The sequence below is a fragment of the Citrobacter sp. wls706 genome, from assembly GCF_005281305.1.
GTDB classification, from domain to species: domain Bacteria; phylum Pseudomonadota; class Gammaproteobacteria; order Enterobacterales; family Enterobacteriaceae; genus Citrobacter; species Citrobacter werkmanii.
Map to the genome: position 1 here is coordinate 378590 of NZ_SZXG01000029.1, position 13234 is coordinate 391823.

11 protein-coding genes are annotated in these 13234 nt (G+C 50.3%); 5 read left to right on the plus strand and 6 right to left on the minus strand.

The window, feature by feature from the left end; genetic code table 11:
- Positions 1-68 precede the first annotated feature (68 nt).
- The 3 genes from pgtA to pgtC are packed head-to-tail and all read right to left on the minus strand — an operon-like array spanning position 69 to position 4502.
- On the minus strand, positions 69-1316 hold the full coding sequence (gene pgtA, locus FDW92_RS06710; RefSeq protein WP_042306996.1) for a two-component system response regulator PgtA: 1248 nt from the start codon (positions 1314-1316) through the stop codon (positions 69-71).
- Positions 1306-3297, minus strand: a complete 1992-nt coding sequence (gene pgtB, locus FDW92_RS06715) for a two-component system sensor histidine kinase PgtB (protein ID WP_169742005.1) — start codon at positions 3295-3297, stop codon at positions 1306-1308. The genes pgtA and pgtB overlap by 11 nt, the downstream gene beginning before the upstream one ends.
- Before the next feature lie 11 nt (positions 3298-3308).
- Entirely contained in the window at positions 3309-4502 is a 1194-nt protein-coding gene (gene pgtC / locus FDW92_RS06720) for a phosphoglycerate transport regulator PgtC (protein ID WP_137350012.1), read from the minus strand.
- A gap of 422 nt (positions 4503-4924) precedes the next feature.
- Between pgtC and pgtP the strand changes: the two genes are divergently transcribed.
- On the plus strand, positions 4925-6316 hold the full coding sequence (gene pgtP, locus FDW92_RS06725; protein ID WP_042306992.1) for a phosphoglycerate transporter PgtP: 1392 nt from the start codon (positions 4925-4927) through the stop codon (positions 6314-6316).
- A gap of 105 nt (positions 6317-6421) precedes the next feature.
- On the opposite strand, the gene FDW92_RS06730 is transcribed toward pgtP, so the two are convergent.
- The gene (locus tag FDW92_RS06730) at positions 6422-6664 is read right to left on the minus strand and encodes a DUF2545 family protein (protein WP_042306990.1); all 243 of its coding nucleotides are present in this window, start codon (positions 6662-6664) and stop codon (positions 6422-6424) included.
- A gap of 439 nt (positions 6665-7103) precedes the next feature.
- On the opposite strand from FDW92_RS06730, the gene lpxP reads away from it, so the two are divergent.
- On the plus strand, positions 7104-8024 hold the full coding sequence (gene lpxP / locus FDW92_RS06735; RefSeq protein ID WP_042306988.1) for a kdo(2)-lipid IV(A) palmitoleoyltransferase: 921 nt from the start codon (positions 7104-7106) through the stop codon (positions 8022-8024).
- Positions 8025-8065: 41 nt separating this feature from the next.
- Here lpxP and FDW92_RS06740 read toward each other — a convergent pair whose 3' ends face one another.
- Entirely contained in the window at positions 8066-8680 is a 615-nt protein-coding gene (locus FDW92_RS06740; protein ID WP_042306987.1) for a lysozyme inhibitor LprI family protein, read from the minus strand.
- Between the two features lie 342 nt (positions 8681-9022).
- Between FDW92_RS06740 and ypdK the strand changes: the two genes are divergently transcribed.
- Positions 9023-9094, plus strand: coding sequence for a membrane protein YpdK (gene ypdK, locus FDW92_RS06745; protein ID WP_010723117.1), 72 nt, complete (start codon positions 9023-9025; stop codon positions 9092-9094).
- Between the two features lie 67 nt (positions 9095-9161).
- On the opposite strand, the gene alaC is transcribed toward ypdK, so the two are convergent.
- A complete protein-coding gene (gene alaC, locus FDW92_RS06750) occupies positions 9162-10400 on the minus strand; it encodes an alanine transaminase (RefSeq protein ID WP_042306985.1) in 1239 nt (412 codons plus the stop codon).
- A gap of 386 nt (positions 10401-10786) precedes the next feature.
- Here alaC and FDW92_RS06755 point away from each other — a divergent pair, with 386 nt between their 5' ends.
- Positions 10787-12484, plus strand: a complete 1698-nt coding sequence (locus FDW92_RS06755; RefSeq protein ID WP_071888159.1) for a sensor histidine kinase — start codon at positions 10787-10789, stop codon at positions 12482-12484.
- 14 nt (positions 12485-12498) lie between these two features.
- Positions 12499-13233 (plus strand): LytTR family DNA-binding domain-containing protein, encoded by a 735-nt coding sequence (locus tag FDW92_RS06760; protein ID WP_042306983.1) that lies wholly within the window; start codon positions 12499-12501, stop codon positions 13231-13233.
- The last annotated feature ends 1 nt before the right edge of the window (position 13234 follow it).

The window sequence follows — 13234 nt, forward strand, 5'->3', positions numbered from 1 at the left end:
CGTATTTCGGTGAACGCCAACGCTACCACCGAAATACCGTTGACGTCACCTCTGCCCAATCCTGTCAGCTAAAACTTATAATGTTCTTTGCTCAGCCCGTATTTTCTCATGCGTAAATACAGTTTTTTACGCGGGATTTGTAAATACTCCGCCACTTCATTAATGCGCCCCTGATGAATATTTAACGCCTCGGTAATAATCTGCCGTTCGTACTCCTCCACCCGGCGATCGAGCGGCGTCGGTTCAGGCATATGCAGCTGCGGATTTGCGGTTTCAGCCAGCGGAAGTAGCCCAACGGCAAAAAGCTCAGCGGCGTTTGCCAGTTCCCGAACATTACTTAGCCACACGCGGCGCCGCATGCCTTTCAGGAGTTCCCCTTCAACGTCAGGTACAGGATGATTCAGGCGCAGACAGGCTTTCTGCAGATAATGGCGAAACAGTGGCTCAATATCATCGGGACGCTGCGACAACGACTGACAAGCGATTTGCGTCATCGCGAAACAGTAATAGAGTTCGGCCACAATTTGGTTAGTTGCCGCCAGTTCCACCAGCGATGTGGCGCCAATACCGATCAAGCGAAACGGACGCCTCTCCTGGCTTTGCAGGTGCACAAGTTGGTGCTGCTGTTCGCGCGTCAGGCATTCAATATGGCTCAGGACCAGCGTACCGCCTTGCGCCTGGGCAATAAGATCATTGATTTGTCCCGCATTCGCGGGCGTCAGCTCACCGCGGATAAACGGTCCCTCGGTGCTGCGCCCAAGCTGATGCAAATAACGGGCTCCCGTCATACGCCCCGTTCCCGCCTCGCCATAAAACCAGACGGCGATATCCGTTTCCGCCAGTTGCTGCAGACGCTGACGGTACTGATTGACCCAGTCACTGTAACCGATCAGCTCAACCTGCAGCTTTTGCTGACAATAGTGGCGACGCGCAATCACAGATTTTCGCTGACGCAACGCATCTTCTACCAACAACAGCAGTTTGCCGGGGTCGACCGGTTTTTGCAGAAAATCCCATGCCCCTTTCTTCACCGCTTCCACGGCCATCGGGACGTCGCCATGCCCGGTGATCAACAGGATCGGCAGCTGATTATCATCCTGATGAAACAATGTCATTAGATCGATTCCATTGCAGCCAGGCATACACACGTCGCTCAGGACAATCCCCGGCCAGTCGGCCTGGAGCCAATTTCGGGCGTCAAAAGGGTTACTGCATGCGTATACACGATAACCCTCTTGTTCAAGCAACAGCGTGTAAGCGTCGAGAACATCAGCATCGTCATCAATCAGCAAAACAGCATATTCTTCACACAACATCGTTTACATCCGTCAGATTAAATTCCAGCACGACGCAGGCATTCCGCCCCGGCGTCGAGGCCAAGCGCAGCTCGCCGTTCATTTGCGTCATTAACGATACACAAATCGATAAACCAATACCGAGACCCACATCCTTACTGGTGGTAAACGGCTTTAATAGTGATGGCAACAACGCGCCTGGCCAGCCGGGGCCGTTATCACAGACTAAGACGCACAATCGGCGGCCCTCGGTCTGCCAGTGAACCTCTATTCCCGCGGCAGCCGGACAGGCATCCAGCGCATTTGCCAGTATGTTTACCAGTACCTGCTGAATACGCACTTCATCACCTGCCACCCACACGCTGTGAGCAGGAAGCGTCAGCGTGCCCTGCTGCTTATGGCGCATAGCCAGCAGTTCCCAGGCAGCCGCAAACGTTTGTCGCAGATCGACCGGATGTAAAGGCGCGCCCGGCTCAGCCCGACGCGCAAACTGACGTAGCGAACGGATAATGGCATCGATGCGGGTAATCAACCCCTCCGCTTTGGTTAACGTGCTTCTGGCCTGAGCGGATTGCCCCAGCTCAATTGCCCTTCCAGCCGTAAACAGGTACATCGACAGCGCATTCAGCGGTTGATTAATTTCGTGTGCCAGAGTGGTCATAGTCTGGCCGACGACCGCCAGTTTAGCCGTCTGGATCAGCTCATCCTGCGTCGCCCGGAGATCGGACTCAATCTCCTTACGCTCCGCCACTTCCTGCTCCAGCTGATTTTTTTGCGCATTCAACTGGCCCAGGGTATGGCGCAGCAAGCCCGCGATACGCCCCAATTCATCGCGCCCATAAACCGGGATAGTGGCATCCGTTCGGCCAAGACCAATTTGCACCACGGCCTGGTTGAGCGCGGTAAAACGCTTCACCAGCCGGGAACGAATGAAATAATGGTTAAGTCCCCAGGCGAGAAGGAGCGCCAGCAGCGTCGCCAACAGAATAAGTCCGCCACTGACGCGAACAATTTGTTCCAGCCGCTGGTTAAACATCTGCATTTGCTGATGGCTACTTCCCAATTGCGCTTCAAGCAGTGTTCGAAAGCGCCCGAGCGTTGCCTCTCTGGCATGGTTGGCATCAATGAGCGCCTTTTGCGCAGCGACATAATCGCGCATCGTATCGGGCATTTTATTTTTCATCATCCCGATTTCCAGCAGTTCATCAATGGTTTGCCGCAGGGTGATTGTACTGGGCCAGTCATCGAGGGTACGGATGTTTTCATCGGCGGTTTTCTTCAGATTCTCCAGGTAGCGGATATGGTTCTCCACCAGCATCCCGTCGTCGCTGCCCGACTTCAGTTCATTAAGCCGGTCGCGTAAATCATCCACGATCTGGTTTTCAATTCTTGCCAGGGTGTACACCTGCTGCTGCTCGTTTTGCACCTCTCGCGCACGTTTGAGATACAGCGCCGCATCGCCACTTTTTGCCTCGATTTGATCCAACAACGTCCCCTGCTGCCAGGTGAAATCCTGCACCAGTGAATTCAGCTCGGTGTTAAAATCATCATGTAGCCAGTCGATGCGTGCGGAGAGTTCACTCACTTTTTCACGCACGAGGAACATGTTGTAGAGCACCCGGTCCAGTTCCGCCATCAGCGCCCGGCTGTCCTGCAAAATCACCGCCAGCTGCTGTTGTTCTGCGGGTTGTAGCCCCCGGCTCAGTGCCTCAATTTTATCCAGATGCGAGATTATCTGATTGCGCAGTTGCAGCCTCACCGTCGTATTGGGGGCCAGCAGGAATTCATTAAGCTGATCCACAACCAGGTTAAGATTGCCTTCAATCAAAAAAGCGGAATGCACGCGCGGGAAGTAATCATCAAGCGAATAGCGTATTTGCGAGCTCTGCTCGTGCCATGAGTACAAACTGACGCAGCTCACGCTCAACGTCAGTAGTGCGCCCGTCAGAAAGGCTCCCCGCAGGCTGCTGCTGATGTTGAGCTGCCGCAGGCGTTGCAGTATCGATCCACCTTTCATTTTAACTCTTCCAGTTTTGCTATCGCCTGACGTTGATTTTTAAGAAACCACAGCTGCCACTCCATCATCTGCTGTTCGGCAAAGCTTTTGTTATCGAATTGAGCAAGCCAGGCCTCATCTTCACTACGCCTGGCATCTATCGGGACGCTGGTCAGTAAGGCTCTGATTTCGGGTAACGGGCGTTTCAGGCGCGCTTCCGCACTGTATAGCGCCCGCCAGGCATCTTTCAGCTGTGCGAGACGAAAACTGATGGCGGTATCAAACATTCGCTGCACCAGCCGCTGCCGCTTAAGGATCAGCCGATAATTAAGCGCAGGCTGGTTCATCAACATCGCCTGTTGAGCGGCCCGTGGGTTATCTGGCGCGAGCTGGGTAACCGGATATTTTCCCGTATTCGCATCCGCAAGGATCCGCTGTCCTTCCGGACTTAATAAGTAGCGGATAAAACGACGCGCTTCACTGGCGTGCTGGCTGTTCTTGAGCACGGCGACATAGGTTGGCGACACTGCCGAGCGTGGAAAATAGCTAAAAGCCAGATGCGGATCGTTGAGCAACAGGTTGGCATAGTTATCAATGACCGGCCCGGCAACGCCAAGACCGCTCTTAATTTTGTCGGCTACGCCAAAACTGCGTGATGAAATCGTCACCAGATTACCGGCGCTCGCTAACAGCGTCGCCCAGCCCTCTTCCCACCCTTTTTGCTGCAACAGCGACTCAACCATCAAATGGTTGGTATCGGAACGAGACGGGCTACTCATCAACAACGCATTCTGATATTTAGGCTGCGTTAAATCCGCCCAGTCAGCAGGAGGAGAAAGGTGTCGCGCCGCCAGCGCAGAACGGTTAATTAGCAGGCCAAAACCGGATATCGCCACGGCCACGGAGGTAGAACGAATAGACTCAGGCACCAGCCTCTGGCTTTCCGGCAACGCATTATCAAAGAGCGCCAGCTTCTGATGCTCCTGAAGATGCTGTAACAGCATGGGCGATGAGGTCAAAATGAGATCAACGTTTTCCGCGTTCGCGGTATCAAGCAGTTGTTCCAGCGAGCTGCTGGTCCGGTTTAACGTGCGAATCATCACCGACCCCGGCTCCGTCTGCCAGCGCTGAATAATCCAGGCCGTGGCTCCGGGTGAGAAGGTTGTTGCCATCACCAGCTCTTTACCCAAAGCCTGGCAGCTCGCCGACAGCGACATGAAACAGAGCGAGATTGCCCAAAAACGCCGCCAACAGTAAAGTCTGTTTGTGATCCCGTTCATAAATACCAACATATGCAAAAAATAATATTGAGACAAAACTTACCCGTTTATCCCTACAGGAGAGAAGAATAAGGTTTTTCGCAATAATAACCATACGAAAAGTGACTACATCAGCTAAGAATACCCGAAAACACAGTCTGAATTTGTTAATATCCGCACATGCCAGCAATAAAACTTCGCGCAAAAGAACAGAAATAAAATGCCATTATTTAAAAAGAGTCAAAATCTGCCGCACCATCTATAAAATGAGTCAATAGTGACCCATTTCATCGACTTGAGTTTCTCTCCTGCCTATTTCACTCTTCACCACGAAAATTCCTGATATTCACATCAATATAAATTTAGGTGATGATATGTTATCAATATTTAAGGCAGGGCCAGCGGCAAATAAAATCCCGGCAGAGAAAGTCCAGGAAACTTATGGCCGCTACCGCATTCAGGCATTACTCAGCGTATTCCTGGGCTATCTTGCGTACTATATTGTGCGCAATAACTTCACGCTCTCAACTCCATATCTGAAAGAGCATCTGGATCTCAGCGCCACGCAGATCGGTTTACTCAGCAGTTGTATGCTTATCGCCTATGGCATCAGTAAAGGCATTATGAGCAGCCTGGCAGACAAAGCCAGCCCCAAAGTATTTATGGCATGCGGTTTGATTCTGTGCGCCATCGTCAACGTAGGTTTAGGGTTCAGTACCGGATTCTGGATTTTTGCCGCGCTGGTTGTCTTCAACGGCTTGTTCCAGGGGATGGGCGTCGGCCCTTCATTTATTACTATCGCTAACTGGTTCCCGCGTAAAGAACGTGGACGCGTTGGCGCGTTCTGGAATATCTCACATAATGTCGGTGGTGGTATTGTTGCCCCGATCGTTGGTGCCGCCTTTGCCATTTTGGGAAGTGAACACTGGCAAAGCGCCAGCTATATTGTTCCGGCCGGCGTTGCCGTACTGTTTGCAGTTATCGTGCTGATGCTGGGGAAAGGCTCACCACGCCAGGAAGGTTTACCGGCTCTGGAACAAATGATGCCGGAAGAGAAAGTTGTATTAAATGCCCGACACGCTGTCCAGGCGCCAGAAAATATGAGCGCCTTCCAGATTTTCTGCACCTATGTCCTGCGTAATAAAAATGCCTGGTATGTTTCACTGGTAGATGTCTTTGTCTATATGGTGCGTTTTGGCATGATTAGCTGGTTGCCAATTTATCTGTTAACCGAAAAACATTTCTCGAAAGAGGAAATGAGCGTCGCGTTTTTGTTTTTCGAATGGGCGGCAATTCCTTCCACATTACTGGCGGGTTGGCTTACCGATAAACTGTTTAAAGGCCGCCGCATGCCATTGGCAATGATTTGTATGGCGCTGATTTTCGTCTGTCTGATCGGCTACTGGAAAAGCGAATCGCTGTTGATGGTGACTATTTTTGCCGCCATCGTTGGCTGCCTGATTTATGTTCCTCAGTTCCTGGCCTCCGTTCAGACCATGGAAATCGTACCCAGCTTCGCAGTGGGTTCCGCAGTAGGATTACGCGGATTTATGAGCTACATTTTTGGCGCATCATTGGGTACCAGCCTGTTTGGCGTAATGGTCGACAAAATGGGATGGCATGGCGGTTTCTATCTGCTGATGGGGGGAATTGTCTGTTGCATCCTGTTCTGCTACCTCTCTCATCGCGGGGCGCTGGAACTTGAGCAACAGCGGAAAAATGCTCAGCAAGAAGAAGCATCACTCCAGTTGGCTGACGCCCGTTAATCGATTCCAGTCTCGCAAAAAGTGCCAGCACCGCTGGCACTTCCCTACGCTCAGCTAAATAAATCTCTAACCGTGATAATTCATTTCCAATCGTAACGTGCCAGGTTATTGCCTACCGTCCCCCACCATAAAGCGAATGATCAAACCGCATGTCGGGGCAAGAAAAAGGAATAATCCGGTTACCATTTCGTTACCATTAGTCAACCGCATAGTGAAAACGTAAATTAAAGCCGTGAGTATGCCCATGCCGATAAAAGCGCTTATTGACGCCGCCGCGCCCATTACCTGCCAGATGTAGCAACTGACGCTCAGAATGCTCAATGCGAGAAAGATCCAAAAATAGAGCATTGCGATACCTCCTGTTTGCCGTAAAACTTTACGTAAGTCCTTACACTCCCTTGATTTTATATTCTAAGACAATTCCCATTAGTTCGCAATTTAAGCAACATTTACGTTACAAAAATCACTCATCTGCTTACTATTTATATATTCACCTGGATTTTATTTATTCATCATAAAAACAATGGATTATATATAGGCTTTTTTTGTTCTTAATCGCCCCAAAAATATTTACGAAACTTGAGTAATTATTTCTGGCTGACATTAATCTTCGGGTGTACATTGTGCGTCCGATCATTCATGCCCCTCGTGGTTTTGTCCTGACTCAGTTTTACACTCTTTGCAGGAACCAATGTCGTTTATGGCGGCCTAACGATCTGTGCAGAGTGTAACGCGCCAGACCCAGCGTCTTCGCGATACATCTATTTCGTATCAACAACAGGTGCTTATGTTTCCCCAATGTAAATTTTCACGCGCGTTTTTGCATCCGCGCTATTGGCTCACGTGGTTTGGCGTCGGTGTGCTCTGGTTACTGGTACAACTTCCCTATCCCGTATTATGTTTTCTTGGTACCCGTACAGGAACACTGGCTCGCCCATTTTTAAAGCGCCGTGAATCTATTGCACGTAAAAACCTCGAACTCTGTTTCCCCAATCTGTCGCAGGAAGAAAGAGACAAACTGGTCGATGAGAACTTCCGTTCACTCGGTATGGGACTGCTTGAAACAGGCATGGCCTGGTTCTGGCCGGATCACCGGGTTCGCAAATGGTTTGATGTAGAAGGGTTAGACAACCTTAAACGCGCCCAGATGGAAGGCCGTGGCGTGATGGTTGTAGGCGTACATTTTATGTCGCTGGAATTAGGTGGCCGCGTAATGGGGCTTTGCCAGCCGATGATGGCAACCTATCGCCCGCACAACAATAAGTTGATGGAGTGGATCCAAACCCGCGGTCGTATGCGTTCCAACAAAGCCATGATCGGCAGAAATAATCTGCGTGGCATTGTCGGCGCCCTGAAAAAAGGGGAAGCGGTATGGTTCGCTCCCGATCAGGACTACGGCCGTAAAGGAAGCTCGTTCGCGCCCTTCTTCGCCGTTAAAAACGTGGCAACCACCAATGGTACTTACGTGCTGTCACGCCTATCGGGCGCAGCGATGCTGACCGTAACCATGGTGAGAAAAGCAGATAACTCAGGTTACCGCCTGTTTATCACACCACAAATGGAAGGTTACCCAGCAGATGAAAGCCAGGCTGCGGCTTATATGAATAAAATTATCGAAAAAGAGATCATGCGCGCGCCCGAGCAGTATCTCTGGATCCACCGTCGCTTCAAAACCCGCCCCATGGGTGAAGCCTCGTTATATATCTAAAAAGAAAGGCCTTACGGCCTTTCTTTTTGTCTGTGGCTGAATTACTTAACGCCCCATTCGTTCTGTAGTTCAGCCATGCGCTCATTGTAGTTACGAGCAATACAGGCTGGTTTATCCTGCTCTTTCCAGCACTCGTTTCGTCCTTTAACCCAGCCGCGCTGCTCAGCTTTCAGCGTTGGGTTATTTTTCGATTTAACCAACGCCTGTTTGTAGACCCCGTTCAACTTAACATCCAGCGCGGAGAGTGATGGACTCTGGCAAATAACCTCTTCAATACTTCCCTTTGCCACCGCTGAGCAAGAGAAAGAAGGACCGCTGTAGGTCGATTTTTCCCCCGGAGCGTAGTCAATATTGTCTTCAGGCTGACAAATTCCGTGCTTACGATTAGGTCCTGTCCATGAAACTTCCGGGTTGCCGTCATCTTTACGGGAGATGGAAAGCGTATTTTTCCCGCTTTTGGCTTCCCAGTAGTTGTCATTGAAGCTCTTTACGGTTGCCTTTGAGCCATCAATCCAAACGTTGCCTTTACCATCACTATTCACACCACCAATATTTGCGCAGCTGAAATTAAACGCCAACGGAGAGGCCGCCATCGACGTCACTGGCGTAAGAACGAGTGCTAACATCATTAATCTGGTCATTTTTAACCTTTTCATTATTGAATTCCGCGAAAAATTAACCGTATTCATACTATGGTGATATGAGAATTCTCCGACTAATCATTACGTCGCTCAATAGCAATTTATTACCGGCAGAAATTAAACTGTCGCCGAATCACGACACTTGTAAGTTATTAAAATTAAATAGAAAAATGCCTCTTGTCTCACCTCATTTTTAGGCGTACATTAGCGCCGTCTGGAGCACTAAAGCTCAGAATTCTGAGGTGATGCCGCCAGGCAAACGAGGGATATTCTCCATTTCGTTTGCGCGTGCATCAGCTCTCTGTCAGGTAAGCATATGTTCATTCAGACGTACCCAGGTACGCGGAGAGATGAAAAGTGAAATATTTCTTTATGGGCATTTCTTTTATGGTCATCGTTTGGGCCGGTACGTTCGCCCTGATGATCTAAATAAAAGACGCAGCAAAAAAACAGGAGCCATCAGGCTCCTGTTTGCTTTTGGGGATCTCACGATTGGTTAGTCGGTACTTTCAATAGCCGATTTCGCACTGGCAGGCAGTAAGCCATCTGCGCGGAACATCGCTTTGATGCCGCGGATCGCCTGGCGGGTACGGTCACGGTTTTCAATTAAGGCAAAACGCACGTGTGTATCGCCATAATCACCAAAGCCAATCCCCGGCGAAACGCATACTTTTGCTTCGTTCAGCAATTTTTTGGCAAACTCAAGTGACCCCATCGCGGCATATTGCTCAGGAATTTTCGCCCAAACGTACATTGAGGCCTTTGGCATCTCAACCATCCAACCGGCCTCATGCAGCCCTTTAACCAGCACATCGCGACGGCGTTTATACTGCTCGGCAATATCCCGTACGCATTGCTGATCGCCTTCCAGCGCCGCGATTGCCGCAACCTGCAACGGTGTAAACGTCCCGTAATCGTGATAACTCTTGATGCGCGCCAGCGCATTGACCAGCGTTTTATTGCCAACCATAAAACCGATACGCCAGCCCGCCATGTTGTAGCTTTTAGACAGGGTGAAAAATTCAACCGCGACATCACGAGCGCCTGGTACCTGCATAATCGATGGCGCTTTCCAACCATCGTAAACGATATCGGCATAGGCGAGATCGTGAACCACCAGCACGTCATAGCGTTTAGCCAGCGCGACGACTTTTTCGAAAAATTCCAGCTCGACGCACTGTGCTGTCGGGTTGGACGGGAAACCTAAGATCATCATCTTCGGTTTCGGGTAGCTTTCACGGATCGCGCGCTCCAGCTCATTAAAGAAATCGACACCTTCCACCAGCGGCACTGACCGTACCTGCGCCCCGGCAATCACCGCGCCATAAATATGGATCGGATAGCTCGGGTTGGGTACGAGAACCGTATCACCATGATCGAGCGTTGCCAGCATCAGGTGCGCCAGTCCCTCTTTGGAACCAATAGTCACAATCGCTTCGGATTCGGGATCAATTTCAACGTCATAGCGTTCCTGATACCAGCGGGAAATCGCCCGACGCAGACGCGGGATGCCGCGAGACGTGGAATAGCCATGCGTGTCCGGGCGCTGCGCCACGGTACACAGTTTTTCAACAATGTGAGGAGGTGTGGCCCCATCCGGGTTCCCCATACTGAAATCGATAATATCTTCGCCGCGCCGACGCGCAGCCATCTTCAGTTCAGCGGTAATGTTAAAAACGTAAGGGGGAAGGCGATCAATACGCGTAAAGCGACGTTCAGGGCGGGAGTCAGCCATAATATCCTCAGATTAACGTTAGCGCCCGGACCGTCCGAGCGACGCTGCCACGATGGTGGCACGTTTAGAAAATAGCCTGAATAATTTCCTTCTGTCGAGAGGCAATACAAAATATTTTTTTCGACACAAATGAGGAACAGGCAAACAAAATGAGGAAATATTCAATTTCACACACAGCTAAAAATTACCATCATTTAACATTTTGTTGTGAAAAACATTACCTTGATCTTTGCGCTTAGAAGACAGGTATTGTAAATACAACAACAATGCAACAATCCCCTTTTAATATTAAGGTTTTTCCTCATTAGCCGCAGGCTGAGCGGGCGCTGGTCATCCAGACTCAGGTTGCCTATCATAGAGGTTTAACCCCTGCGCAAGAGTCACCCGTGCACGAAATATTTAATATGCTGCTGGCGGTATTTGACCGGGCAGCGCTGATGCTGTTTTGTCTGTTTTTCCTGATTCGTATCCGCCTGTTTCGCGAACTGTTGCACAAGTCAGCTCACTCCCCGAAAGAGTTGCTCGCCGTCACCGCGATTTTCTCGATGTTTGCCCTGTTCAGTACCTGGTCCGGCGTACCGGTTGAAGGCTCACTGGTTAACGTACGTATTATCGCGGTCATGTCAGGGGGAATTCTGTTCGGTCCGTGGGTCGGCATCATTACGGGGCTCATCGCCGGCACCCACCGCTACCTGATTGATATTGGCGGCGTCACCGCCCTACCCTGCTTTATTACCAGTATTCTGGCAGGCTGCATTGCCGGGTGGATCAACCGTAAGATCCCCAAAGCGCAACACTGGCGCGCAGGTATTTTAGGCGGAATGCTATGCGAATCTCTGACCATGATCCTCGTCGTTGCCTGGGCGCCTACGACCGCGCTGGGGCTGGATATCGTCTCGAAAATCGGTATCCCAATGATCCTGGGCAGCGTCTGTATTGGCTTTATCGTTATGCTGGTTCAAAGCGTGGAAGGTGAGAAAGAAGCCAGCGCCGCGAAGCAGGCCAAGCTGGCGCTGGATATCGCCAACAAAACCCTGCCGCTTTTCCGTCACGTCAACAGCGAGTCGCTCCGCCAGGTATGCGAGATTATTCGCCATGATATTCATGCTGATGCCGTCGCTATTACCAATACTCAGCACGTTCTGGCCTACGTTGGCGTGGGTGAACTGAATTACCGCGATAACGATGATTTCGTCAGCCCTACCACGCGACAGGCGATCAATTACGGTAAAATTATCATAAAAAACAATGATGAAGCGCATCGGACACCGGAAATACACTCCATGCTGGTGATCCCGCTGTGGGAGAAAGGCGTTGTTACCGGCACGCTAAAAATCTACTACTGTCACGCTCACCAGATCACCTCCTCATTGCAGGAAATGGCCATCGGCCTGTCGCAGATTATCTCGACTCAGCTTGAGGTTTCTCGGGCGGAACAGTTACGCGAAATGGCAAATAAGGCAGAGCTAAGAGCACTGCAGAGTAAAATAAATCCCCATTTCCTGTTTAACGCCCTGAACGCTATTTCCTCGTCGGTGCGGCTTAACCCGGACACTGCGCGTCAGCTCATTTTTAATTTGTCTCGCTATCTTCGCTATAATATTGAATTAAAAGATGATGAGCAGATCGACATCAAGAAAGAGCTGTATCAAATCAAAGATTACATCGCCATCGAACAGGCCCGTTTTGGCGACAAGCTGACGGTTATTTATGATATTGATGAAGAGGTAAGCTGTTATATTCCCAGCCTGCTGATTCAGCCGCTTGTTGAGAACGCCATCGTCCATGGTATTCAACCCTGCAAAGGGAAAGGCGTGGTCACCATCAGCGTTGCAGAGTGCGGGAACCGGGTACGGATTGCCGTGCGGGATACCGGTCATGGTATCGATCCGAAAGTGATTGAACGGGTCGAGTCCAATGAAATGCCGGGTAATAAAATTGGCCTGTTGAATGTGCATCATCGCGTTAAGCTGCTCTACGGTGAAGGATTACTGATCCGCCGTCTGGAGCCAGGCACAGAGATTGCCTTTTATGTGCCTAATCAGCACTCGCCCGCAGCCGCACCGGCCACATTATTGCTTTAACCAGGAGTGAAGTCGTGAAAGTCATCATTGTCGAAGATGAATTCCTGGCCCAACAGGAACTAAGCTGGCTGATAAAAGAGCACAGCCAGATGGAGATTGTCGGTACATTTGACGACGGTCTTGACGTGCTGAAATATCTCCAGCACAACCGCGTTGACGCTATTTTTCTGGATATCAATATTCCCTCGCTGGATGGTGTACTGTTGGCGCAAAACATCAGCCAGTTCGCGCATAAGCCCTTTATTGTGTTTATTACCGCATGGAAAGAGCACGCTGTAGAAGCTTTCGAACTGGAGGCCTTTGACTATATTTTGAAACCGTATCAGGAATCACGCATTGTCGGCATGCTGCAAAAGCTGGAGGCCGCCTGGCAACAGCAGCAAGCGGGAACCTCACCATCTGGCCCAGCGCCCCGTGAAAACGATACGATCAACCTGATCAAAGATGAGCGGATCATCGTAACCCCGATCAACGACATCTACTACGCTGAAGCCCATGAAAAGATGACGTTCGTCTATACCCGGCGCGAGTCGTATGTGATGCCAATGAACATCACCGAGTTTTGCAGCAAACTGCCTGCTGCGCATTTCTTCCGCTGCCACCGCTCATTCTGTGTGAATTTGAATAAAATTCGCGAGATCGAACCCTGGTTTAACAACACCTACATTTTGCGCTTAAAAGACCTGGAATTTGAAATCCCGGTGAGTCGGAGTAAAGTGAAAGAGTTCAGACAGTTAATGCACTTATAGC